Origin of the sequence: Massilia orientalis (assembly GCF_030411975.2) — a bacterium.
In the GTDB taxonomy this organism is placed as follows: Bacteria; Pseudomonadota; Gammaproteobacteria; order Burkholderiales; family Burkholderiaceae_D; genus Telluria; species Telluria orientalis.
On record NZ_JASNRB020000004.1, the window covers coordinates 304,526 to 327,454 of the forward strand.

Here is a 22,929-nt window from a genome sequence, read left to right on the forward strand (position 1 = left end):
TTCTAGAGACCGTGCGATGGACAAGATGAATTCACTCGACAAATACGACTGCGCGATCCTGGCCGCCCTGCAGGCCGACGCCACGCTGTCGATTTCCGGCCTGAGCGAAAAGGTCGGGCTCTCCAGCACCCCCTGCTGGAAACGCGTCAAACGCCTGGAGGAAGAGGGATACATCGAGAGCCGGGTCAGCATCGTCAACCGGCACAAGGTCGGCCTGCCCGTGACGGTATTCGTCAGCGTGCGCACCAACGAGCACGACGAAAAATGGCTGGAGCGCTTCGCCTCCGCCGTCATCGCGCTGCCGGAAGTCCTGGAATTCCACCGCATGAGCGGCGACGTCGACTACCTGCTCAAGGTCGTCACGACCGACATCGACGGCTACGACCGTTTCTACAAAAAGCTGATCCGCACCGCGCAGCTGTCCGGCGTCTCCTCCGCGTTCTCGATGGAGCAGATCAAGTGCACCACCGCGCTGCCGCTGGAACTGATCACGCACGGGCTGCCCGCCTGAAGTTTGCTCATCGCGCCGATCATGCGATGATGGCGGCCGTTGAATAACAACGGAGACAACGGAATGGCATCAACCATCAAGACCCTGGCGCTGGCGGCGATCCTGCTCGCGACCGGGACCACCGCGCTCGCCCAGGACCAGGTCGTGCGCATCGGCGTGAGCGGCCCGCTGTCGGGTTCCAACGCCTTCGCCGGCAAGGACGACGAGAACGGCGTGCGCCTCGCGGTCGAGGAACTCAACGCGCAAAAGCTCAAGGTGGGCGGCAAGACGCTGAAATTCGAACTGCTGTCGGAAGACGACCAGGGCGACCCGAAAGCCGGCGTGAGCGTGGCGCAGAAGTTCGCCGACGCCGGCGTCAAGTTCGTGCTCGGCCCGTACAACTCGGGCGTGGCGATCCCCGCCTCGCGCGTCTACAACGATGCCGGCATCCTGATGTCGACCGTGGGCACGAGCCCCAAGATCACGCAGGCGCGCTACCCGAACGTGTTCCGCATCGTCGCCAGCGATGCCCAGGTGGGCGCATCGATGGCGTCGTACGCCGCCAGGGAACTCAAGATCAAGACGGTGGGCGTGATCGACGACCGCACCGCGTTCGGCCAGGGCATCGCCGACGAATTCGCGAAGCAGGCGCGCGCCTCGGGCGTGACCGTCGTCGGCCGCGAATTCACCAACGACAAGGCGAGCGATTTCTCCGCCATCCTGACCGCGTTCCGCGCGAAGAAAGTGGACGCCATCTTCTTCGGCGGCTATGCGCCGCAGGGCGCCCCGATGGCGCGCCAGATGAAGCAGCTGGGCATGGCGAACGTGCGCCTGCTGGGCGGCGACACGCTGTGCAGCCCCGAGATGGCCAAGCTGGGCGGCGATGCCGTCGGCGAGAACGTGATGTGCGCGCAGGCCGGCGCGACGCTCGACAAGCAGGCCAACGGCCCCGCGTTCAAGGCGCGATACAAACAGCGCTACCAGCGCGACCCGGACGTGTACGCGCCCGCGTTCTACGACCAGACCATGTTCATCGCCCGCGCCATGCAGGCCGCGAACACGACGGACGCCGCGGCCGTCGGCAAGCAGCTGCACACGATGAGCTACCAGGGCGTGGCCGGCACGTACGGCTACGATGCGAGCGGCAACCTGAAGAAGACGGCCGTCACGGTCTACACGTTCAAGGGCGGGCAACTGGCGCCGCTGGCCAATTATTAAAGATCGCCCGTAAAGACTGGGCCTCGGGCGGTGCCGGGAGTATCCTTGGCGCCGCTTCCTTTACATCGTTCAAACATCATGAAACAGACCCTTACCCTGGGCACCCTCGCCGCCGCCTGCCTCATCGCCTGCGCGCCGGCCCTCGCCGCCGACACCGCGGCCAAGCCCACGGCCGGCGCCACGAACGCCAGCGCCGCATCGAAACAGCTGAACAAACTGGCCGACGACTACTGGGACGCCGAAGCGCGCTTCGATCCCGTCGCCGCCGGCGAAAGCGGCGACAACCGCTTCCCCGACCAGATCGGCATGACGATCGCACCGAAGAACATCGCCCACCAGTACGCGTTGTACAAGGGCTACCTGAAACGCCTGCACGCGATCCCGCGCGACGGCTTGTCCCAGCGCGACCAGACGAGCTACGACATCCTCGACTACGAACTCAAGACCGCGCTGCGCTTCGAGCCGTTCCCCGAGTACCTGCTGCCGCTGGACCAGATGGACGCGCTGCCGATCACGCTCGCGAACTACAGCAGCGGCCAGCAGGCGCAGTCGCTGGTCACCGTGAAGGATTACCAGGCCTACCTGAGCCGCCTGAACCAGCTCGGTCCGTGGATCGACCAGGCCATCGCCAACATGCGCGAAGGGATAAAGCGCGGGATCGTGCAGCCGAAGGCGATCATGGAATCCGCCCTGCCCCAGTTCAAGCAGCTGGTCGCCGCCAAGGCCGAGGACAGCATCTATTACTCGCCCGTGAAGAACTTCCCGGCCGCGTTTTCGGATGCCGACAGGAAGAAGCTGACGGCCGCGTATCGCAGCACCATAGCCGGCAAGCTGAATCCCTCATTGAAGCGCCTGGCCGACTTCATCGAGCACGACTACCTGCCGGCCTGCCGCACGAGCACGGGCTGGAGCGCGCTGCCGCAGGGGATGGACTGGTATCTCGCGCGCGTCGCGAGCCAGACGACGACCGACCTGCAGCCGGAACACATCCACCAGATCGGCTTGCGGGAAGTCGCGCGCATCCAGGGCGAGTTCGCGCGCATCGGTCCGAAGATGGGCTACGACGGCCCGCCGGCCGGCCTGCCGGTGTGGGTGTCGGAGCAGGCGAAGTACAAGCCGTTCAAGACCGAGGGCGAGATCATCGACGTCTACCGCCACCTGAACACGGTGCTGCAGGCGAAGCTGCCGGCGCTGTTCTCGCTGCGGCCGAAGACGCCGCTCGACCTGCGCCTGGAACCGGAACTGTCGCGCGCGACCGCGTCCGACCACTACACGCCGCCGGCCGTGGACGGCTCGCGTCCGGGCGTGTTCTGGTCCGTCGTGAACGACCCGAAGCAGTACGGCAGCACGGGCATGGTCACGCTATTCCTGCACGAGGGCCAGCCGGGTCACCACTTCCACATCGCGCTGATGCAGGAACTGGGCCTGCCGAACTTCCGCAAGTTCGGCGGCAACAACGCGTTCACGGAAGGCTGGGCGCTGTACGCCGAGACGCTGGGCAAGGAGATGGGCCTGTTCGACAAGCCCGAGGATTACTTCGGCCACCTGAACGACGAAATGCTGCGCGCCGTGCGCCTCGTCGTCGACACGGGCATGCACGCGAAGGGCTGGACGCGCGAGCAGTCGATCCAGTACATGCGCGAGACGCTGGGCTACACGGAAGCGGACGCGCGCAATGCGACGGAACGCTACATGGCGTGGCCGGCGCAGGCGCTGGGCTACAAGATCGGCGCGCTGAAGATCCAGGAACTGCGCGCCCGCGCGGAAAAGGAACTCGGCCCGAAATTCAGCCTGCCGAAGTTCCACGAGATCGTGCTGGGCGAAGGCACGCTGCCGCTGGCGCTGCTGGAAAAGAAGGTCGATCGCTGGATCGCCGAGAGCAAGTAATCATCCGAACGTGACGGCGACGGCCAATCCGCCCAGCCGTTGCGAGCGCCGCACCGCGACCCGTGCGCCATGCACGGCCGCGATGCGGCGCACGATCGACCATCCGAGTCCGCTGCCGGCCGCGCCGTTGCCGGCCACGCGATAAAACCGTTCGCCGAGCCGCGCCAGGTCGGCGTCGGCCAGGCCCGCGCCGCCATCCTCGACGTCGAGCACGACCTCATCCCCTTCCCGATGCAGACACACGCCGATGGCGGCCCCCGGCGGCGCATAACGCACCGCGTTGTCGACCAGGTTGCGGACCAGGACCGCCAGCAGCAGCGCATTCCCGCGCACGACGTACGTCCCCTGCGCATCCAGCTCGAGCCGCTGCGCCTTCGCCAGCGCGGCCGGCGCCAGCTCGGCCATCACGCCGCGCGTGACGCCCCCCAGTTCAACGCCGGCCATCTCGGGCGCCTGCGCGGACTCGACGCGGGCCAGCGTCAGCAGCTGGTCGATCAGGCGCGCCGCGCGGTCGCAGCCGGCGAGCAGCCCGTCCAGCGCGTGCGCGCGGGTCGCATCGTCCGTCGCGGCCTGCGCCACCTGCGCCTGCATGCGGATGGCCGCGACCGGCGTGCGCAACTCGTGCGCCGCGTCCGCCGTGAAGCGCCGCTCGTTCGCCAGCAGGTCGGCGATGCGTCCGAGCAGACCGTTGAGCGACGCGGCGAGCGGCAGCATTTCCGCGCTCATGCCATCGAGCGCGACGGGATCCAGCGCGTCCGGACGGCGCGCCGCCAGCGTGCGTCCCATCCGGCGCAACGGCGCGAGGCCGCGCCGCACGGTCCACCACGTCGCGAGCCCCAGCACGGGCAGCGCGAGCGCGAGCGGCCACGACACGCCGCGCAGCACCGCGGCCAGGATCTCGCCGCGCGCATCGAGCCGCTCGCCGACGTACACCTGGCGTCGGCGCGCGGGATCGTAGGCGGCGAACACGCGCCAGCGCGCGCCCGGCGCATCGACGAACGCGAAGCCGCCGCGCCGCGCGGCGGGACCGAACGGCAGCGCGGGCGCGTTGGCGGAACGCAGGACGAGGCGGCCATCGCGCCACACCTGGAAGGCCACGCGCGGCGCGTAGCGATGGAGGATCGGCGCGTCGGGCGCCGCGACGTCCTCGTCGGCATCCGCGTCCTGCACGAGCAGCAGCGATGCCGACTGCGCGAGGTGCGCGTCGAGCAGTTCGTCCAGTTCGTGGCGCGTGTCGGACAGGGTCAGCGCGAGCGTCGCGGCCCACAGCGCCGCGAGCACGCCGAACATCAGCCCGAGCAGGCGGACCTGCAGCGAGGCGCCGCGACTCATGGCGCAGCGGAATCGCGCAGCACGTAGCCGACGCCGCGGATCGTCTGGATCAACGTGCTCCCCAGCTTGCGCCGCAGGTTGTGGACGTGCACCTCGACGGCGTTGCTCTCCACTTCCTGGCCCCAGCTGTACAGGTGCTGTTCCAGCTGTTCGCGCGTCAGCACGCGGTTGGTATTCAGCATCAGCGCATGCAGCAGGTCGAATTCGCGCGTCGACAGCGTCACCGTCGTACCGTCCTTGCGCACGGTGCGGGCGGCGGGATCGAGTTCGACGTCGCCCGCGCGCAGGCGGTCGCGCGGCTGTCCATGCGCGCGCCGCACGAGGGCGCGCAGGCGCGCGGCCAGTTCGTGGAGGTCGACGGGCTTGACCACGTAGTCGTCGGCGCCAGCGTCGAGGCCGCGGATGCGGTCCGGCACGGCGTCGCGCGCGGTCAGCACGAGCACGGGCGTGGCCAGCCCGGCGGCGCGCACGGCCGCCAGCACGTCCATGCCATCCCGGCGCGGCAGGCCCAGGTCGAGCACGGCCGCCGCGTAGTCCTGCGCGCGCAGTTCGCGCTCGGCCGCATCGCCGCTCTGCACCCAGTCGACCTGGAAGCCGAGCTGGCGCAGCCCGGCGCGCAGGCCGTCGCCGAGCAGGGGATCGTCTTCCGCGAGAAGGATGTGCATGCGCTCATTCTCCCACGCGGCGGGTCAGTCGTCACCGTCTTCGCCATGGGCCTCGGCCACCGCGACGGCGCCCAGGCCAGCGGCCGGATGGCTCAGCTGCCAGCCCCAGAACCCGAGCACGGCTGCCAGCAGCACGATGCCGACACCGCGCCGGGGCGTGGCGATGCCGTCGGCGGGCGCACCGCGCTTGCGGCCGCTGAACATGGCCGCGACGAGATTCTCGCGGTGCAGCCAGCCCGACACGACGACCGCCGCCACGTGCAGCCCGACGAGGCCCAGCATCAGGTTCGCCAGCACTTCGTGCAGATCTTCGTACGCGTCGCCCAGCGTGTACGTCGCCAGGCCGGCGGCGGCGGCCGTCACGGCCAGCGCCAGCAGGGCCACGATCGCAAGGCCGCCGGCGGGATTGTGGCCGAGGTAGTGCTGCGGCTGGCCGCGTACGAGGCCGCCGAGATAGCGCATGGCGGCGCGCGGCCCGCGCACGAAATCGCCGAAGCGGGCGTGGCGCGTGCCGACGAGGCCCCACGCGACGCGCAGGACGGCCAGCGCCAGCACGGTGCAGCCGAGGGTCACGTGCACCAGCATCCAGCGCTCGTGGCCGGCCGTCAGCCAGGCGCCGGCGAAGCTGGCCGCCAGCAGCCAGTGGAATATGCGGACCGGCAGGTCCCACACAAGAACGTTTTTCATGCTTGCCTCCTGATCGATGGGCCGGACATCTCCCGACCCTCATCATCGGCAAGCCTGCTTAAGGTTTTCTTATCGCCTCATTTGGAGGGCACGATCCGCCACACGACGCCGCCGCCGTCGTCCACGACGAGCAGCGCGCCATCCGCCGCCACCGTCACGGCCGCCGGACGGCCCCACACGTCGCGGTCGGACAGCACCATGCCGGTCATGAAGTCCTGGTACTGGCCCGTCGGCGCGCCGTTCTTCATCATCACGCGCACGACCTTGTAGCCGGTGCGGATGCCGCGGTTCCACGAGCCGTGCAGCGCCAGGAAGATGTCGCCGTCGTACTCTTTCGGGAACGCGTGCTTCGCGCCCGCCGGGGCGTGGTACACGGTCATGCCCAGCGGCGCGGAGTGCGCCTGGATCAGCGTGTCGGGCACGGTGATCTTGTCCTTCAGGTCCGGACGGACGCCCTTCAGGCGCGGGTCTTCGTGCGTGCCCAGGTAGTACCACGGCCAGCCGTAGAAGCCGCCGCGCTTCACGCGCGTGACGTAGTCCGGCGGCAGGTTGTCGCCCAGTTCGTCGCGCTCGTTGACGCTGCAATACAGGTCGCCCGTATCCGGATGCACGAACATGCCGACGCAGTTGCGCAGGCCGTTCGCGTAGTTGCGGCGGTTCTTGCCGTCCGGGTCGAACGCGAGCACGGTGGCGCGGTCGGTCTCCTGGTTCCACGCGCCGCCCAGGCCGTGCGCGGCTTCCCATTGCGCGAGCGGCTGCGGCGGCGTGGCGCCGATGCCTTCGCCGACGTTGGTGGCCGAGCCGACCGACACGAACAGGGTTTTACCGTCCTGCGAGAACGCGAGCGAGCGCGTGATGTGGTTGCCCAGGCCGTCGACGATCTTCTCGACGATGGTTTCGGGCTTGCCCTTCGCCTTCAGGTCGCCTGCCGCATACGGGAAGCGCACGACGGAATTCGCGTTGGCCACGTACAGGTATGTCGGATTCGCGGCCGGCCACAGCGCGAGGCCGTACGGGCGCGACAGGTCCGTTGCGAACACGCTGTCCGTGCCCGCCTTGGCGCCATCGGCCGACAGGCGCAGGATGCGGACTTCGCCCTTGCCCGAATCGGCCAGGATGATGTCGCCGTTCGGCGCGCGCAGCGCGTAGCGCGCCTTGCCCGTGTCGGCCAGCACGCCGACCTTGAAGCCTTGCGGCACGGCCGGCAGCGCGCCGTCCGGACGCTTCGCGAGCTTGGGCCCATTGCCCGCGCTCTCGCTGGCAAACGGTGCGACGAGCTGGTCGACCGTGATGTGGTGCACGTCGCCCGGCTTGTCGTCGGTCCAGGCGCCGGCGCGCGCGCCCGCCGCGGCGGCGGTTTTCGGAGCGGCCGATTTGCCGCTTTGCGCCGCCAGGTAATCGATCACCGCGCCGCGCGCCTTCGCATCCGCGATCCCGATCGGCATCGCGGTCCCCGGCACATCCCTGGTCGGGTCGCGCAGGAAGACGTCGAGCTCCGCGCGCGTCCACGTCTTGCCGGCCGCGCCGGCCTTCGACAGCGCATCCGTGTAGTTGTAGCCCGGTGCCGAACCGGCCTTGCGGCCCACGACGTTGAACAGCGGCGGTCCCGCGCGCGAACCCATGGCGGCATCGGCCGTGTGGCAGCTGGCGCAGTTCTGTTCGAAATAGGTCTGGCCCGCGGATGGTGCGGCCGACACACCCGATGCGGCACCCAGCAGCGCCAGCGTGGCGGCGATCTTGTAGTTCATTTTTTCTCCCCCAGGTAAATCAGTCGATCATGAAGACCGGATAACGGCGCCACTCGGGCTCGCGCCAGCGCGCGCAGTTGGCGAAGATGAAGTCGAGCACCGCGCCCTGGTCCTTCAGCAGGTCCGGATTGGCGGCCTTCCACGCGCCGAACTTCGCGGCCAGTTCCGGCTCGGCGGCCAGCAGGCGCTCGGCCTCGTCCTCGAACACGTAGTCCGAATAGGCTTCCTTCTTTTCCAGCACGCTGTTGAAGAAGCCCCAGCGGAAGAAGCTGTCGTGGGCCTGCGGCTCCAGCGTCTCGACGGCGTAGCGGGCCTGGTCCTGGTCGAGCGGGACGAGGTAGTCGCCGGCGCGGATGACGACCGTCTCGCGCACGCGCTCCAGCTGCACGTCGTCGTGGAACATATGGCCTTCGTACGCGTGCGGCCGCGTCGTCAGGGCCGCGATGCGGTACACGGAGACTTCCTGCGTGCGCTCGGCGTCCACGCGCTCCAGCCTGACGCCGTTCCAGCGCAGGCGCTCGATCGCTTCGCGCCATTGCTGCGGCACGACGTACGCCGTCGGTGCCGACACGACGACGTCGGCCGGGAAGCGGTTGTAGTGCGCGATGTCGCGCTCGAACGGCTCGTTGCGGTCGTAGTACAGGCGTTGGTAGTCGCCCAGCACGCTGGCCTTGTACTTCGCCGCATAACCCTTGAAGCGGAACGTGGACGGATTCGCCTCGTCCATCGCCCAGTGCACGGGCCATTCGCGGCGCGTGCGGCCGGACGCGCGGGTGGCGCGGCGCATCTGCACGATCCTGGTACCGTGGGCGACGGTGAAGTCCAGCGCCGTCTCGACGAGCGCGCGCATCGAGTGGTAGCGGTCGGCGAACGGTTTCAGCATGTGCGTCTCGGGCATGAAGCCGATCGTGTCGTGCAGCGCCGCATAGCCCGTCGAGAAGCGCGCCGTCTCGAGGAAGTCGGCGATCCCGTCATCCGGGCTGTCCTTGAGAGGGTTCACGTACGGGCACGTGGGCCAGCCGCGCCTGTCCATTTCCGCGTACAGCGCGGGCAGCATCTCGTCGCGCAGGAAGACGCCGAGGTCGCCGCCCAGCTTGTCGGCCTGGGTCGGGATCAAGGTCATCGTGTAGCTGTAGTCGGCGCCGTTGGACGTGTGCGTATCGACCATCACGTCCGGATCCCATTCCGTGAACAGTTTATTGAACGTCTGTGCCGTCAGGGTGTCGCACTTAACGAAGTCGCGGTTCAGGTCGAGGTGGCGGCTGTTGCCGCGAAAGCCGAACGACTCCGGGCCGTCCTGGTTCACGCGCGACGTATCGGCGCGGTTGAACGCGCCGTCCACGTTGTACAGCGGGACGAACAGGAACACGGTCCTGCCCAGCGCCGCGAGGCGGTCCGGCTGCTGGCACAGGTCGCGCACGAGCGCCATGCACGCATCGACGCCTTCCGGTTCGCCCGGATGGATGCCGTTGTTGTTGAAGAAGACGGGGCGGCCCGCGGCCTTGATCTGCGCGCGGTCGAACACGCCGTCGGCCGAGATCACGCCGGCGTGGATCGGCACGCCCGCGTCGGAGGTCCCGACCACGGAAAAACGCAGCACCTGGGGGTATTGGTGCGCGAGGTTGTCGTACCAGGCGATGCAATCGGACCAGGTCGTGGTCTGATTCTGGTTGCCCTTCTCGAAAGGCGTCTGCAATGCGTTGAGCATGGTGGTGGTTTGCTAGCGAATGGTAGATCGAGGTCGCTACTCTACCCCAGAAGACTGCTTTCAGGCAGTCGCCACGTCGCTGAGCGGGAGGGTGATGGCGACGAGGGTGCCTTCGCCGGGGCGCGACTGCACGTGGATGCTGCCGCCGAGGGCGAACACGCGCTCGCGCATGCCGATGATGCCGATGCCTTCCGACGCGACGGCCGGATCGAAGCCTTCGCCGTCGTCCTGCACTTCGATGTGCAGCGCGCCGTCCTCGTCGGACAGGGCGAGACTCACGCGCGCGAAGCCGGCCTGCGAGTGCTTCATGATGTTCGACAGCGCTTCCTGCACGATGCGGTAGGCGGAGATGGCGAGTTCGTTGCCGATCTTCGAGAAATCGCCCTGGGATTCGAATTCGAAGTGCACGCCGGAGCTGCTGCGGTAGTGGCTGACCATCTCCTCGACGGCGCCGTGCAGGCCCAGCATGTCCAGCACTTCCGGACGCAGGCGGCGCACGAGCCGGCGGCCGTTCGCGTACAGGTCCAGCGCCAGCTTGGTGATGGCCTGCGCCTTGGCGCGGATCTGGTCGATCTCGTCGCCCGGCGTGACCTTGGCCGCGAGCTGCTGGATCGTCTGCGATTCCAGGCGCACGGCGATCAGGGACGCGTTCAACTCGTCGTGGATCTCGACGGCGATGCTCTTGCGTTCTTCCTCGATGATGCTGTTGACCTTCTGGATCAGCTTGCGCTTGTCGGCGTCGGCGCGCAGCGCCTCGTTGCGCGACGCGAGCAGGTCGCGCGTGCGCTCGGCCACCTTGTTTTCCAGGTCCTGCTTGGACTGGTCCAGCGCCACCGACATCTCGCCGATCGACGCCTGCAGTTCGCCCACCTCGCCGCCCGTCGTGACGGGCAGCTGCACGCGGTAGTTGCCGCCGCGGATGCGCCGCAGCACGGAAATCGCCTCGCGCAGCGGGACCGTGAGGCTGCGCGCGAGGATGTACGCGAGCGCGCCGCTCGCGGCCAGCGCCAGCGCGGCCATCGCCAGCTCGACGCGGAAGCGGTGCAGCTGCTTGGCCAGCATGTTCGTGGGCGACATCGTGACGCGCACGAGGCCCACGACTTCCGTCGTCAAGGTCGGCGGGCGGGTGTCGCTGGAGGCCGACACGTGCGGCGTGCCGTTGTCCGAGAACAGGTTGATCCAGACGACCTGCTTGCGGATCGGCGCCTCGAACGAGCGGCCCTCCGCCTCGATCGGGTGCTCGGACAGGGCGAACACCGTATTCTGGCCGTTCATGTCGACTACGTCGATGCGGTACACGCTGCTGTCCGACTGCACGAGGCCGTTGATGGTCAGGCGCAGGTCGGACAGGTTGCCCGAGATGACGTTGTATTCGCTGGTCTCCGCGAGCGCGCGCGCGAGGATGCGGCCGCGTTCCGCCAGTTCCTCGTCGACCTGGGCGCGGTGCGCGTACCACGAATACCAGACGAAGGACGTGAACAGCAGGGTCACGGGCAGCATGGTGATGAAGGCCATGCGCAGGCCGATGCTCCAGCCGCGCCAGAACTGCAGCGCGCCGGGGCGCAGCTTCGCGGGTCGCAAGGTGGCGGAGCGCAGCTTGGCGGCGCGCAGCGAGGCGTCACGGAGGGCGGCGGGGCGTTTCATGGCTGGCGTGCCGGCGCGGGCCGGGCAAAGTTGCGTACGTTGTCCGGCACCTCGACGTCGAGCGAGCGCGCGACGCCCTCGTTGACGATGGTGTGGAAATAGCGCGGGAACTGGGGTGGCGGCAGTTCGCCGCCGGCCACGTAGCTGGCCACGATCTCGGCCACCTGGGCGTTGATGTCCTCGACCTCGGAATACGTCGTCGCCAGCGCGCCGGCCTTGACCATGTCGGCCGAAAAGCCGATCACGCCCTGCTTCTTGCGGTAGGCCGAGAGCAGGATGTTACGGAAGTTTTCCGTGTTGTAGACGGCGCTGTCGGGCAGCGCCAGCAGCACGTCGGTCTGCGCGATCTGGCCCAGCAGGCGGTTGATGCCCTCGTCCGAATCGCCCTCCAGCACGTTCACGTGTTCGCCCTCCAGCAGCGGCTTGAGGAAGGCCGTGTCCGGACCGAGGATGGCGGCCACGCGCACGGGACGCCGGTACAGCAGGGCCACGAGGCGCAGCTGGTCGACCGGCGCCGGTTCCGCGTACACGGCCGTGAACATGGCGGCGCGCGCGGGCGGCAGCGTGCCGAGGATGGAGCGCACGACCTGGCTCGACGTGAACGTGGAGACGACGACGCAGTCGCAGCGGCGCTGCGCCACCTCGCGCAGCGCGGCCGGACCGACGGTCACGTACAGCATGCGCCGGTGCTGGGCCAGTTCGGTGCGGAACACGGCGAACACGGGCACGAGCCGACGCGTGATGTCGTCCACGATGCGGCGCGTGATGGCGCTGTCGTCCGTCGTGACGACCTGGAAGCGGTAGCCCTGCACGGGTTCCGGCTTGATGTCGCGGGTGGCGAAGGCGTGCGCGGACGTCGTCGACATCAGGGCGGCCAGCGACAGCACCACATTGGGTCCCTGCCTGCGCAGGGACGACGTGCGGACGCAGGCACCGCCGTTCCCGCGCAGGCGGGAACCCAAGTTTGCAAACCGGAGCACGGACGACAACACGGCAACGAAACGGGTCAGGGCTCGATCAAGCCATGCTTGACGGCGAGCTTGGTGATGTACGCCTGCCGGTGCACGCCGAGCTTCTCCTTCACGGACTGGCTGATGTTGCTGATGGTCTTGGTCGACAGGTTGAGGCGCTCGGCGATCTCCATATTGGTCAGGCCCTCGGCCATCAATTTGAAGATCTCGAGGCTGCGCTCGTCCAGCTGCGACTGCGGCGAGACGTCGCCGCGCACGGCCAAGCTGGCCAGGCGCTCCGCGATCTGCGGCAGGAAATACAGCTTGCCCGCGTGCGCGTGGCGCACGGCGTCGGCCAGGTCGGCCGGGTCGCAATCCTTGGTCACGAAGGCGTGCGCGCCCAGGCGGTAGGTTTCCTTGATCAGGCTGTCCTGGTCGAACTGGCTGAGGAACACGATCTTGGCCTTCGGGTCGGTCCGGAGGATGTTCTGCGCCGCGTCCATCCCCGTCAGCTCGGTACCGAAGCGGATGTCGAGCACCGCCACGTCCGGCTTGAATTCCGCATACATCGCGGCCGCCTCGCTCGGGCTCTTGGCCTGGCCCACCACTTCCATTCCCTGCGCCGACAACGACATCGCGAACCCGGTCATCACGATCGGGTGGTCGTCCGCCAGCATCACGCGGATCGGCTTTTGCTCTTTCTGCACGTTCGATTCTCCAGGCTACTTCTGCTTTCAGGCGAAAGCACAGAGACGATTATTCCACACAACAGCACCGGGCGCGAGGCGGCATGCATCCATATTCGGACTTGTCAAGACGGCCACGGCAATAAAGTGGAAGCCCACATTGCCATTAAATCGCTTTACCTATTGCTATGAGATAGCATATATTGATTCCGTTCGATGGATTTTACGCTTCACTCCGTTTTACCTCCGGCAATGCCGGTACAACAAAAAGGAGGATGGCCATGCAATTCACGAGTCTCCCGGGCGCCAACCGCCCCGATGCGAAAGCCGCGAAATTCGTCCTCGTCGCCGCCCTGCACGTGGCACTCGGCGCCGTGTTCATCCACAGCATCAACACGAAGAAGATTTCCCTGTCCAGCCTGCCGGAGCAGGTGCTCGTCATGATCGAGCCGGAACGCCCGACGCCGCCGCCACCGCCCGAGCCGCCGAAGCCCACGCAGCAACTGGCGCCGCCGGACGTCGTGGTGCCGAAGGTCGAGGTGGAGGTCGCTCCGCCGCCGGTGCCGAACCCCATCCAGGCGACCACGGTAGCCGAGCCGTCGCCGTTCCCGGCCATGCCGTCCGACCCCGTGCCGGACGCGCCGGCCACGCCCAGCGCCAACCCGGGCCAGCTGCGCACGGCGGTGTTCGCGGACGCCAATGGCTGCGCCCTGCCCGACTATCCGGCCGCGGCCGCGCGCCGGGGCGACACCGGGACCACGACCCTGGCGCTGCTCGTGGGCGCCGACGGCCGCGTGAGTTCCTCGCGCATCGAACAGTCGAGCGGGTCGCGCGACCTCGATCGCGCCGCCATCAATGCCCTGACGCAGTGCACATTCAAGCCCGCCACGAACAACGGCGTCGCGCAAGCCGGCTGGGCGAAGCTGGCCTTCGTCTGGAAGCTCGACTAGTTGCTGGCGAACAAAGGGAAACGCACGATGCGTCACGTACCTCGACCGGCCGTGTGGGCGGCCTGCGGCCTGGCCTTCCTCCTCGCCTGGCTCATGCTGCAGCCGCGCGCGGCGCCGGTGCCGACCGGCCCGTTCGTCCCCGGATTCAGCGCGGCGCGTGCACAGGCGCACGTGCAAGTGCTCGCGCAGGCGCCGCGTCCGGCCGGCAGCGTCACGAACGCCCGCGCGCGCGCGTACCTGCTGGCGCGCATCCGCGCGCTCGGCCTCGAACCCGAGGTCCAGGTCGACACCGTGTCCGCGACGTCGTGGGACTGGATGTCGCATGGGCAGAGCACGATGGCGACCGCGCGCAACATCGTCGTGCGCAAGCGGGGCGGTGCGCGCCATGGCGCCGTGCTGGCCATGGCCCACTACGATTCCGCCGCGCCGACGCCCGGCGCGGCCGACGGCGGCGCGGCCGCCGCCGCGCTGCTGGAAGCCATGCGCGTCCTCCAGGCCGGGCCGCCGCTCGACAACGATCTGCTGTTCGTCTTCACGGACGCCGACACGGTGCAGGCGATGGGTGCGCGCGCCTTCATGCAATCGCACCCGTGGGCGAAGCAGGTGCGCGTCGCCCTGCGCTTCGACAATGCCGGCAACCGCGGCCCGCTCGAATTGATCGACGCGGCGCACGCGGACGGCTTTGCGCTGGACGCCTGGGCGCGCGCGGCGCCGCAACCGCAAGGCTCGTCCTTCATGGCCGAGTTGTACGACCGCCTGCCGCAAAGCGCGGGCGCCGCGCCGCTGGCGACGGGCGCCTTTCCCGTGCTGCACTTCGCCACGACGCAGGGGCCGCTGGGCCGGGAAGGCATGCACGACGTGCCGCAGCGCCTGTCCAGCGCGAGCCTGCAGCACGAGGGCGAGACGATGCTCGCGCTGCTGCGCCGCCTCGGCAACGCCAACCTGGCGCTGGTCTCTCCCCCGCACGGCCAGGTGTATTTCGCGCTGCCGCTCGCCGGCATGGTCCACTACGATGCCCGCCTGACCTGGCCGCTGGCGCTGCTCTGCTGCGCGCTGGGCGCCTGGGCCTGCCGCGCGGCCCTGCGCAACCGCATCTCCGCCACCGACATCGTCGACGCCATGTTCAGCGTCCTGTTCATCACGATCTGCGCCACCTTCGCCGCGTACCTGTGCCGCGAGGCGCTGCCGGTGCTGCAGGCCCGCTATCCGGCCGCCGTCCTCGCCGACGACGGCGGCGTGCGCTGGCAGCTGGCGGCCTTCATGCTGGTGCCGGCCGCCGTCTTCATCGCGCTGCAGCGGCGCCTGCAGCAGCGGCTCGGCGTCGCGGCGACGGCCCTGGGCGTACTGCTCGCCGCCGACGTCGCACTCGTCGCGACCTGCGTACGCGCACCCGGCGCCAGCTACGTGCTGGCGTGGCCGCTGCTGGCCGGGCAAGCCGCATGGCTCGTACTCATGGGCGCACGCGCGTGGACGCCGGCCCGGCGCGCGGCCATCGCGGCCGCCGGCGCGCTGCCGGCCCTCGTCCTGCTGCTGCCGGCGGTGTGCGCGAGCTTCGCGTTCTTCACGCCGGCCTGGCTCGTGCTGCCCTCGAGCCTCGTGTGCCTGCTGGCGGGGCTGTGCGGCATGGCCCTCGATGCGCTCGCGCGGCGCTGGCTCGTGCGGCCGCTGCTGGCCGGCGCCGGCGTCTCGTTCGGCATGGCGTATGCGGCCGTGCCGCAGGTGCCCGATCTGCCGGCGCCGAACCGGCTCGTGTACTACAAGGACACCCCGAGCTGGCAGGCGTTCTGGCTGCATCCGGCCGGGCCGCTCGATGCGTGGACGCGCCAGGTCTTCCCCAACACACTGCATCCGTATCCGCTGCCCTACCTGTTCGGGCCCGACGCGGATCCCGTGTGGTACGCGGCGGCGCCGAAGGACGACAGCATCGCCTGGCCCGGCCTCGTCATCGACAAGGACGAACGCAGCCCCCGGCGGCGCCACGTGGAATTCACGCTGCGCTCGAAGAACCGCGCGCCCGACATCGTCGTGCGCGTGCAGGGCGCGTGCCCGTGGCGCACGAGCGTCAACGGCCGCGTGCTGACGGAGAAATCGTGCTTCAGCTGGCATCTCGCCTTGCACGGCATGGGAGACGAGACACTGCGCTTCGCGTTCGATTTCCAGGGCGATCCGCCGTTCCTCGTGTACATCCAGGAACGCATCCCCGGCCTGCCCGCCCGCGACCTGCCGCCCCGTCCCCCCGGCCTGCCGCCGCTGCTGCCGCTGTCGGGGACCACGGTGGCGGCCGACGTGCTGCGGTTCCCCTGAGCGGTGCCTGCTCTACGATGCGGATCCCGACAACGGCTCCGCGGGCATGGCGCAGCAGGCGCAGTTCACGCTGGACCTGGGCCGCAGGGTGGCCGATGCGCCGGCCATGCCCGCGTGGGAGAAGGACGACCAGTTCGGGAAAGTCAGGGAGACGGCGGGCCGCTGGCGCAGGGTTCCCCTCGCACGCCTTGGGGCATGCGTATCGCTGTTATTGTCGGACTGAGGGACCGCGCCGTCTCCCCTTCCCCGGTGAATGGTCGTTGAATTAGCGGGCAGGGACCGCGGCGCTTGCCGGGTCCCTGCTTCGAGCTTGACGCCATGATAGGAACATCGCCCGCGCCGTCCCAGCCCCACCCGTGGGGTCACATCCGCGACACGGTGGGACGCAGCTGTTCCAGCAGGCCGGCCTCGGACGAGCAGCCGAATTTTTCGTAGACGGCCTTCACGCAATCGCGCAGCACGGCGTCGCTGACTTCCATGTTGGCGCGCGCCGATTCGCGGCCGCCGCCGACGCCCATCCAGAACGCCACCTCGGCCTGTTGCGGCGACAGCTCGACGGAGCCGATGGCGCGCCAGATGCGCAGCGGCAGCGGCACGACGAATTTCATGAAGATGCCGACCGTGCGGATGTAAGCCGGGTCCTCGGCATGCAGCGCGGCCGCGCCGCCGGCGCTCATCCACTGCGCGCGCGCCTCCAGCACGCCGCCGGCCATGGCGAGCGTCCCGAGCGGCAGCAGCCACGGATAGCGGTCGCCGTGCGCGACGGATTCCACGAGGCGCAGGCAGAACGGGGGCAAGGTGCGACGGTTGAAGGCCTGGCGCTCCTGCGCCGCCAGCTGGTCGAGCAGCGCGCCGGCCGAATCGCTCAGGTACAGGATCTGGCCGTCGACGGTGGCCAGCAGCATGGCCTCGTCCTCGACGACACCGGCGCCGCCGGCCGCCAGTTCGGGCGCGTTGCGCAGCACGTGCTCGAAATACGTCGCCACGCGCTGCAGGTCTTCCTCGTCGTGGCGGTCGAACGCGGGGCCGTCGTGGCGCCACAGCGTGATCTCGCCCAGCCGGCGGCCGGCATTCATCAAGGGCACCTGCAGCGTGTGCAATGCGGGCGTGCCGTTCGCCGTGAAGCCGGCGTGGTCGCGGTACGCATAGCCGCTCGGCGGCGGCAGCACCGACACGTACGCGGGGTCGTCCCCGGCCAGCGGCGACGCCCCGGCCGGATCGACGCGCAGGGCCAGCTCGGCACAGGAATTCGGCACGAGCTCGCGCACCAGGGTGAAGGCATCCTGGACCATCGTCATCAGGTCCAGTCCCGCGTAGCACAGGATGCGCAGGCGGGCCCATTGACGGCTGTTCTTTTTGCGGGACACGGTCGGCTGGATGAAATTGGGATAAGTCAGGCGCGGCTAATACTGATCGTTATGACAATGAATGTCAACCTTCCATGGCCGGCTTCCTCTCCGCTGCCGCGGCCAGGATCTGCGCCAGCTTGCCGATTTCGACCGGCTTGACGAGGTGGTGGTCGAAGCCCGCCTGGCGCGACAGCTCGCGGTCGCGCTGCTGGCCGTATCCCGTCAGCGCGACGTAGACGGCGTGCGCGTGGCGCGTGTCGCGGCGCAGGCGGCGCGCCAGTTCGTAGCCCGTCATGTCGGGCAGGCCGATGTCGAGGATGAACACTTCGGTGGCGGAATCGGCATGCGCCAGCGTGCCGGCCGCGTCCTCGTGCACGTGCACCGTGTGGCCGTGCGCGCGCAGCAGCACCGCGAGCGACTGGCCGGCGTCGCCGTTGTCGTCGACGATGGTCACCGTGAGCGGCCGCGCCTCCCCGCTGCCCTCGCCCGACCGCACGACCTGCCCCACCTCGGCCTGCGCGAGCGGCAGGGTGACGGTCATGGTCGTGCCCTGCTGCAGCCCGGCGCTGTGCGCGGCCACCTGGCCGTTGTGCATGCGGACGATGCTCTTCACGAGCGCGAGGCCGATCCCGAGGCCGCCCTGCGAGCGGTCCGGCGCGCGGTCGGCCTGCGTGAACAGGTCGAACACGTGCGGCAGCAGCTGCGCGTCGATGCCGGTGCCGTTGTCGCGCACCGCGGCCCGCGCCGCGCCGTCTTCGAGGGTCACGACGAGGGCGATGCGTCCGCCCGGCGGCGTGTACTTGGCCGAGTTGTTGAGCAGGTTGACGAGCACCTGGATCAGGCGCGTGCGGTCGCCTTCGACCGGTACCGGCGCATCCGGCAGCTCCACCGCGAGGCCATGCTGGCGCTCCTCGATGTGCGGGCGCGCCTGCTCCACGGCCGCCATCGCGACCTTGTTCAGGTCGAGGATCTCGTTCTCCAGTTTCACCAGGCCGCGGGTGACGCGCGAGACGTCCAGCAGGTCGTCGACGAGCTCCGTCATGTGCCGCACCTGGCGCGAGATGATGTTGCTGGCTTTCAGGCGCAGCCCTTCGTTCACTTCGGGCAGGCGCAGGAGCTGGGCCGCGCTCGTGATCGGCGCCAGCGGATTGCGCAGTTCGTGCGCCAGCATCGCGAGGAACTCGTCCTTCATCTTGTTGTGGCGCTCGGCCTCCGCGCGCGCCGCGCGTTCGCTGGACAGCAGCTGCTCGCGCTCCTCGGCCGCGCGCTGGGCCATGTCGTACAGGCGCGCGTTGTCGATCGCGATCGCGGCCTGCACGGCGAAGGCGCCGATCAATTCTTCGCTGCGTTCGCTGAACATGGCGCGCTGCGCATGGCCGAAGAACAGGCCGCCGATCACCTCGCCCGAGCGCGACACGACGGACGCGGCGAGATAGCTCACGACAGGCAGGTGCCCCGCGGGCATGCCGTGGTGCGGCGCCGACTGGCCATAGCGCGGGTCCTGGCGAATGTCGTCGCTGCGGATCGGCGCGCTGCCGTGGAACGTCGGCCCGAACACGGCGGTGGCGCGCGGCATGCCCAGGCGTTCGAACGCAACGCGCGGTGCGCCGGACAGCGCGTACAGCGAATAGACGTCGCCCTTGTCGTTCCTCGCGTTGTAGAAGAACGCGCCGAATTCCGCGCCGACGAGCTGCGTGGCGGCATCCGTGATGGCCTGCATCAGCGGCTCGAGGGCAATCGTCGACGCCAGCGTCTCGGTGGCGCTCTTCATCAGTTCCAGCACGCGCGTCTCTTCGCGCAGCGCCTCCTCGGCGCGGATGCGGCGCAGCGCTTCCCACATGCGGCGCGCGGCGTCTTCCAGCAGGCGGACCTCGTCCCCGATGCGGCCCGCGTCGAGCGGCGCATGCAGCGCCAGCACGGCCGCCAGGCGGTCGCCGTCCATCAGCGGCACCGCGATGCCCGCCTTGTTTCCGGCCGCGCCAGCCGTCGACCACGCGGTCTCGCCCTTGCACAGGCGTTCCGGCACGCCAAGCGCCAGCGCCTCCAGCGCCACGGTGCGGCCGGACTGCGGCGTGCGCGTGCCGCCGTCCCACTGTTCCAGGATCACGGCCGCAGCCGCGCCCGGCCTGGTCTCCGCATACGTCACGGTGGCATCGTCGACGTACGCGCCGACCTGGCGCAGCGCGGCCCGCAGCAGCGGACCGGACGACGTCTCGCGGCGCAGGATGTCGGCCAACTCGAGCTGGAAGGCGCGGCGGCGTTCGGCCAGCACCGTCTCCGTCGTCTCGACGAAGGTCACCAGCACGCCCTCGGGGTTCCCGTCGTCGCCACAGACGGGACTGTACGAATAGGCGAAGTGGCAGGTCTCGAAATAGCCGTAGCGGTTGATCGTCAGGGCGAGGTCGCTCGAACCGACCGGCTCGCCCTGCAGCACGCCCGCCCACATCGGGCCGATCACCGGCCAGATCTCCGGCCACGTCGCACGGACGTCGCCGCCCAGCGCCCCGTCCTTCTTGGCGCCGAGGATCGGCACGTAGGCATCGTTGAAGAATTGCGTGTACGCGTCGCCCCAGGCGAGGTACATCGGCAGCTGGCAATCGAGCAGCGTGCGGACGGCGAGTTTCAGGCTGAAGGGCCAGTGCGCGACGGGACCGACGGGCGTCGTCTCCCACGCGTGGCGCCGCATCTGCAATTCCATGTCGCCCGGCTTGCGGGCGGATGTGTCATCCAGGGATGCAGGATCGAACGGCCAGGGCATATCGTGGATAGTCGGAGGCAAGCCGGAGCGGCTCAGCTAGCCATCATAGCAGGCGGCGTGAGCCCGGCGTGTGCATATATTGAAATGTTGTAACAAAAAGATGGGAAAATGTTACGCGCCCCGTTCGATCCGTGCGAGCAGGCGCCGGCCCGCGTCGACGATCCCGGGGCCTGGATCCATCTGCGCCCGCACGATCATGCCTTCCACGCACAGCAGCGCCTCTTCCGCCACCTGGTCCGGCGCCGCCAGTCCCAGCCGTGCAGCCACGCCGCCGAGATAGCGCTCCAGTTCGCGCTTGTGGCGCACGGCCTGCCCGCGGTGGCGGGGATCGTCCGTCGCGCCCGTCTCCGCGACGGCATTGATGAAGGCGCAGCCGCGGAAGTCGTCCTGCGCGAACCACTCGCCCAGCGCGTCGGCCACGGCAGCCAGCCCTTCCCCGCGCGCGAGCCTGGCGTCGACGGCGGCCGTGAACCACGACGTCCAGTGCTCGTGGCGCCAGTCGAGGAACGCGGCGATCAAATCGTCTTTCGACGGGAAATGGCGGTACAGCGACATCTTCGCCACGCCGGATTCCGCGACGATCCGGTCGATGCCGGTGGCGCGGAATCCGTCGCGGTAGAACAGGCGTTTTGCCGTATCGAGGATGCGGTCGCGGGCGGAAGGCTGGGCCATGGTCGTCAGGTCGGGTCGGAGTGCGAGTCTCCATTATATGATACAGACCTGTCTACATCAACTAGCTGGATGGATGGGCCGCGTCGGACGCGTTTCGCTTACGATACAGACCTGTCTACCTCACCACTACAAGGAGCCTGCATGTCCACGATCGAACCCCGTCCACCACTCCCCCCGTTCACGCGTGAAACCGCCATCGAGAAAGTCCGCCTGGCGGAAGACGGTTGGAACAGCCGCAATCCGGAAAAAGTCGCACTGGCCTACACGCCGGACAGCTATTGGCGCAACCGCGCGGAATTCGTCACCGGCCGCGAGCAGATCGTCCCGTTCCTGGACCGCAAATGGAAGAAGGAACTGGACTATCGCCTGATCAAGGAATTGTGGGCCTTCGAAGGGAACCGCATCGCCGTGCGCTACGCCTACGAATGGCACGACGATTCCGGCAACTGGTTCCGCACGTTCGGCAACGAGAACTGGGAATTCAACGAGAGCGGCCTCATGCAGCGGCGCTATGCCTGCCTGAACGACATGCCGATCCAGGCATCCGAGCGCAAGTTTCACTGGCCGCTGGGTCGGCGGCCGGACGATCATCCCGGCTTGTCGGCGCTGGGGTTGTAATCCCTTACTGGATGACGCCGCAGGCGATACGGTCGCCCCCGCCGCCCAGCGGCTTCGGCTGATCGGAGAAATTGTCGCCACCGGCATGGATCATCAGCGCCTTGCCCTTCACTTCGGACAGCTTGGTCAGGCGCGGGGCCGTCACGGCCGTGCTGGCCCCGCCATTGCCCCCGACGACGAGCGGCGGCAGGTCGCCCAGGTGACCGTCGCCGGACGGGCCGGCATGGTGCTTGGCGCCGGTCGGATCGAAGTGACCGCCGGCCGCGCCGGCCGGCACCTTCTTGCCATCCTTCTCGTTCGTGCCGCAGCTGGCCATCTCATGCACGTGGAACCCGTGCGCCCCCGGCGGCAGGTTCGTCAGGTTCGGCGTGAACACGAGACCGCTCTTCGATTCGGTGATCGTCACGGCGCCGATCGGTTTGCCGGTGCCGTCCGGGCCCACGAGCGTCATCGACGCTTGCAGCTGGTCGGCGGCGTGGGCGCCGGCGGCTGCGGACAGTGCGCATGCGAGCGCGATGAGCGATTTGATGGTCATACCGTCTCCTTTCAGGTTGGGAATGTGTCGCGGGAATAGTGTATTCGATAACCAGCTGAGTTGACGCAACGGATACCGTGAGCGCGGCAGGAACAATGGCGAGTCGACCGAGGAGCCGTCATGTCCGATAACCTACTCTCAGAAATCCGCCAGACCATCATCGACATCCACCCGGAACTGGCCCACGATGCCAGCCTGCCGGACCGCCTCGAGCGCGCCCATGCGCATGCGGTGGTCCTGGGATTCACGGATGCCGACGTCATCGCCCGCTTCCTCCGCTACGAAGCGACGGCCCCGAATTTTTATCGCCAACCCGCGATCGACGCCTGGCTCCGGCGGCCCGGCCAGCCGGTCGAGCAGCGGTTTGCGGATGTGCTCTTGCGGGTGAAGTCCGGGTTCAGGCGCGATTGAGGGCCAAGAAAGCGAAATAGGTTGGCATTTTGTTACTCATCCGCTAGACCATTTCACATTTGGGCCTGACTAAAATCGATGAGCAAACCCTTGATTCGCATGGGTGACCGCACCAGTCATGGCGGCACCGTCATCAGCGGTGACATGACGTGGGAGGTCTACGGCAAAGCCGTGGCACGCTAAGGCGACCTGACGGTATGCCCGAAATGCAAGGGCGTGTTTGCCATCACCACCGGCGCCGACTATCTGCCTCGAATGCCTTGCCAAAGCCGCTGCCGCAGGATCGGCCATGGTCGTGAGAAGCTAGCGTGAACGAT

At 68.6% G+C, this 22,929-nt stretch carries 20 protein-coding genes and 1 pseudogene; 9 read left to right on the forward strand and 12 right to left on the reverse strand.

What is annotated here, in order from left to right; genetic code table 11:
* Positions 1-25: 25 nt before the first annotated feature.
* From QPK29_RS07720 to QPK29_RS07730, 3 genes are all read left to right on the forward strand, one after another.
* A complete protein-coding gene (locus QPK29_RS07720) occupies positions 26-511 on the forward strand; it encodes an Lrp/AsnC family transcriptional regulator (RefSeq protein WP_056128727.1) in 486 nt (161 codons plus the stop codon).
* Positions 512-574: 63 nt separating this feature from the next.
* Entirely contained in the window at positions 575-1,708 is a 1,134-nt protein-coding gene (locus tag QPK29_RS07725) for a branched-chain amino acid ABC transporter substrate-binding protein (protein ID WP_056128625.1), read from the forward strand.
* A gap of 78 nt (positions 1,709-1,786) precedes the next feature.
* Positions 1,787-3,595 carry a DUF885 domain-containing protein gene (locus QPK29_RS07730; protein ID WP_371771616.1) on the forward strand — a complete coding sequence of 603 codons (1,809 nt, stop codon included), beginning with the start codon at positions 1,787-1,789 and terminating at the stop codon, positions 3,593-3,595.
* Here the strand turns inward: QPK29_RS07730 and QPK29_RS07735 are convergent, their stop codons facing one another.
* The 8 genes from QPK29_RS07735 to QPK29_RS07770 all read right to left on the reverse strand — a co-directional run bounded on the left by QPK29_RS07735 (position 3,596) and on the right by QPK29_RS07770 (position 13,036).
* Positions 3,596-4,927 carry an ATP-binding protein gene (locus QPK29_RS07735; RefSeq protein WP_371771617.1) on the reverse strand — a complete coding sequence of 444 codons (1,332 nt, stop codon included), beginning with the start codon at positions 4,925-4,927 and terminating at the stop codon, positions 3,596-3,598.
* Positions 4,924-5,592 carry a response regulator gene (locus tag QPK29_RS07740; RefSeq protein WP_371771618.1) on the reverse strand — a complete coding sequence of 223 codons (669 nt, stop codon included), beginning with the start codon at positions 5,590-5,592 and terminating at the stop codon, positions 4,924-4,926. Before QPK29_RS07740 ends, QPK29_RS07735 begins: the two co-directional genes overlap by 4 nt.
* Before the next feature lie 24 nt (positions 5,593-5,616).
* Positions 5,617-6,279, reverse strand: a complete 663-nt coding sequence (locus QPK29_RS07745; RefSeq protein WP_371771619.1) for a cytochrome b/b6 domain-containing protein — start codon at positions 6,277-6,279, stop codon at positions 5,617-5,619.
* A gap of 77 nt (positions 6,280-6,356) precedes the next feature.
* The gene (locus tag QPK29_RS07750) at positions 6,357-8,027 is read right to left on the reverse strand and encodes a PQQ-dependent sugar dehydrogenase (RefSeq protein ID WP_371771620.1); all 1,671 of its coding nucleotides are present in this window, start codon (positions 8,025-8,027) and stop codon (positions 6,357-6,359) included.
* A 19-nt stretch (positions 8,028-8,046) separates the two neighbouring features.
* A complete protein-coding gene (locus QPK29_RS07755) occupies positions 8,047-9,735 on the reverse strand; it encodes a M14 family zinc carboxypeptidase (protein ID WP_371771621.1) in 1,689 nt (562 codons plus the stop codon).
* Between the two features lie 60 nt (positions 9,736-9,795).
* The gene (locus QPK29_RS07760; protein WP_082577329.1) at positions 9,796-11,379 is read right to left on the reverse strand and encodes a sensor histidine kinase; all 1,584 of its coding nucleotides are present in this window, start codon (positions 11,377-11,379) and stop codon (positions 9,796-9,798) included.
* Entirely contained in the window at positions 11,376-12,359 is a 984-nt protein-coding gene (locus QPK29_RS07765; RefSeq protein ID WP_400189744.1) for a hypothetical protein, read from the reverse strand. Before QPK29_RS07765 ends, QPK29_RS07760 begins: the two co-directional genes overlap by 4 nt.
* Before the next feature lie 26 nt (positions 12,360-12,385).
* Positions 12,386-13,036 (reverse strand): response regulator, encoded by a 651-nt coding sequence (locus QPK29_RS07770; protein ID WP_229412145.1) that lies wholly within the window; start codon positions 13,034-13,036, stop codon positions 12,386-12,388.
* Positions 13,037-13,296: 260 nt separating this feature from the next.
* Here QPK29_RS07770 and QPK29_RS07775 point away from each other — a divergent pair, with 260 nt between their 5' ends.
* Genes QPK29_RS07775 through QPK29_RS07785 form a run of 3 tightly spaced genes read left to right on the forward strand, consistent with a single transcriptional unit; the run spans position 13,297 to position 16,492 of the window.
* Positions 13,297-13,965, forward strand: a complete 669-nt coding sequence (locus QPK29_RS07775; RefSeq protein WP_371771623.1) for an energy transducer TonB — start codon at positions 13,297-13,299, stop codon at positions 13,963-13,965.
* 27 nt (positions 13,966-13,992) lie between these two features.
* Positions 13,993-16,269 carry a M28 family peptidase gene (locus QPK29_RS07780; RefSeq protein WP_371771624.1) on the forward strand — a complete coding sequence of 759 codons (2,277 nt, stop codon included), beginning with the start codon at positions 13,993-13,995 and terminating at the stop codon, positions 16,267-16,269.
* A gap of 46 nt (positions 16,270-16,315) precedes the next feature.
* Complete coding sequence (locus tag QPK29_RS07785) at positions 16,316-16,492, forward strand: hypothetical protein (protein WP_400189745.1); 177 nt, start codon at positions 16,316-16,318, stop codon at positions 16,490-16,492.
* 139 nt (positions 16,493-16,631) lie between these two features.
* Here QPK29_RS07785 and QPK29_RS07790 read toward each other — a convergent pair whose 3' ends face one another.
* From QPK29_RS07790 to QPK29_RS07800, 3 genes are all read right to left on the reverse strand, one after another.
* The gene (locus QPK29_RS07790; protein WP_056329100.1) at positions 16,632-17,636 is read right to left on the reverse strand and encodes a hypothetical protein; all 1,005 of its coding nucleotides are present in this window, start codon (positions 17,634-17,636) and stop codon (positions 16,632-16,634) included.
* A 64-nt stretch (positions 17,637-17,700) separates the two neighbouring features.
* Positions 17,701-20,316, reverse strand: coding sequence for a hybrid sensor histidine kinase/response regulator (locus QPK29_RS07795; protein ID WP_371771625.1), 2,616 nt, complete (start codon positions 20,314-20,316; stop codon positions 17,701-17,703).
* Between the two features lie 171 nt (positions 20,317-20,487).
* Positions 20,488-21,048 carry a TetR/AcrR family transcriptional regulator gene (locus tag QPK29_RS07800; protein ID WP_371771626.1) on the reverse strand — a complete coding sequence of 187 codons (561 nt, stop codon included), beginning with the start codon at positions 21,046-21,048 and terminating at the stop codon, positions 20,488-20,490.
* A gap of 141 nt (positions 21,049-21,189) precedes the next feature.
* Between QPK29_RS07800 and QPK29_RS07805 the strand changes: the two genes are divergently transcribed.
* Positions 21,190-21,666, forward strand: a complete 477-nt coding sequence (locus tag QPK29_RS07805; protein WP_371771627.1) for a nuclear transport factor 2 family protein — start codon at positions 21,190-21,192, stop codon at positions 21,664-21,666.
* Between the two features lie 4 nt (positions 21,667-21,670).
* Here QPK29_RS07805 and sodC read toward each other — a convergent pair whose 3' ends face one another.
* Entirely contained in the window at positions 21,671-22,201 is a 531-nt protein-coding gene (gene sodC / locus QPK29_RS07810; RefSeq protein ID WP_371765330.1) for a superoxide dismutase [Cu-Zn] SodC, read from the reverse strand.
* A gap of 120 nt (positions 22,202-22,321) precedes the next feature.
* Between sodC and QPK29_RS07815 the strand changes: the two genes are divergently transcribed.
* Complete coding sequence (locus QPK29_RS07815; protein ID WP_371771628.1) at positions 22,322-22,612, forward strand: hypothetical protein; 291 nt, start codon at positions 22,322-22,324, stop codon at positions 22,610-22,612.
* Between the two features lie 78 nt (positions 22,613-22,690).
* A pseudogene (locus QPK29_RS33530) lies at positions 22,691-22,855 on the forward strand (PAAR domain-containing protein); the annotation flags it as partial.
* Between the last annotated feature and the right edge of the window lie 74 nt (positions 22,856-22,929).

Excerpts from the sequence above, each read along its gene's own strand:
- QPK29_RS07800 (WP_371771626.1), bottom strand. The coding sequence starts at position 21,048 with ATGGCCCAGCCTTCCGCCCGCGACCGCATCCTCGATACGGCAAAACGC.
- QPK29_RS07755 (WP_371771621.1), bottom strand. The coding sequence starts at position 9,735 with ATGCTCAACGCATTGCAGACGCCTTTCGAGAAGGGCAACCAGAATCAG.
- QPK29_RS07805 (WP_371771627.1), top strand. The coding sequence starts at position 21,190 with ATGTCCACGATCGAACCCCGTCCACCACTCCCCCCGTTCACGCGTGAA.
- QPK29_RS07745 (WP_371771619.1), bottom strand. The coding sequence starts at position 6,279 with ATGAAAAACGTTCTTGTGTGGGACCTGCCGGTCCGCATATTCCACTGG.
- QPK29_RS07780 (WP_371771624.1), top strand. The coding sequence starts at position 13,993 with ATGCGTCACGTACCTCGACCGGCCGTGTGGGCGGCCTGCGGCCTGGCC.
- QPK29_RS07785 (WP_400189745.1), top strand. The coding sequence starts at position 16,316 with ATGGCGCAGCAGGCGCAGTTCACGCTGGACCTGGGCCGCAGGGTGGCC.
- QPK29_RS07815 (WP_371771628.1), top strand. The coding sequence starts at position 22,322 with ATGTCCGATAACCTACTCTCAGAAATCCGCCAGACCATCATCGACATC.
- sodC (WP_371765330.1), bottom strand. The coding sequence starts at position 22,201 with ATGACCATCAAATCGCTCATCGCGCTCGCATGCGCACTGTCCGCAGCC.
- QPK29_RS07760 (WP_082577329.1), bottom strand. The coding sequence starts at position 11,379 with ATGAAACGCCCCGCCGCCCTCCGTGACGCCTCGCTGCGCGCCGCCAAG.
- QPK29_RS07735 (WP_371771617.1), bottom strand. The coding sequence starts at position 4,927 with ATGAGTCGCGGCGCCTCGCTGCAGGTCCGCCTGCTCGGGCTGATGTTC.
- QPK29_RS07740 (WP_371771618.1), bottom strand. The coding sequence starts at position 5,592 with ATGCACATCCTTCTCGCGGAAGACGATCCCCTGCTCGGCGACGGCCTG.
- QPK29_RS07720 (WP_056128727.1), top strand. The coding sequence starts at position 26 with ATGAATTCACTCGACAAATACGACTGCGCGATCCTGGCCGCCCTGCAG.
- QPK29_RS07775 (WP_371771623.1), top strand. The coding sequence starts at position 13,297 with ATGCAATTCACGAGTCTCCCGGGCGCCAACCGCCCCGATGCGAAAGCC.
- QPK29_RS07750 (WP_371771620.1), bottom strand. The coding sequence starts at position 8,027 with ATGAACTACAAGATCGCCGCCACGCTGGCGCTGCTGGGTGCCGCATCG.
- QPK29_RS07725 (WP_056128625.1), top strand. The coding sequence starts at position 575 with ATGGCATCAACCATCAAGACCCTGGCGCTGGCGGCGATCCTGCTCGCG.
- QPK29_RS07730 (WP_371771616.1), top strand. The coding sequence starts at position 1,787 with ATGAAACAGACCCTTACCCTGGGCACCCTCGCCGCCGCCTGCCTCATC.
- QPK29_RS07795 (WP_371771625.1), bottom strand. The coding sequence starts at position 20,316 with ATGGAATTGCAGATGCGGCGCCACGCGTGGGAGACGACGCCCGTCGGT.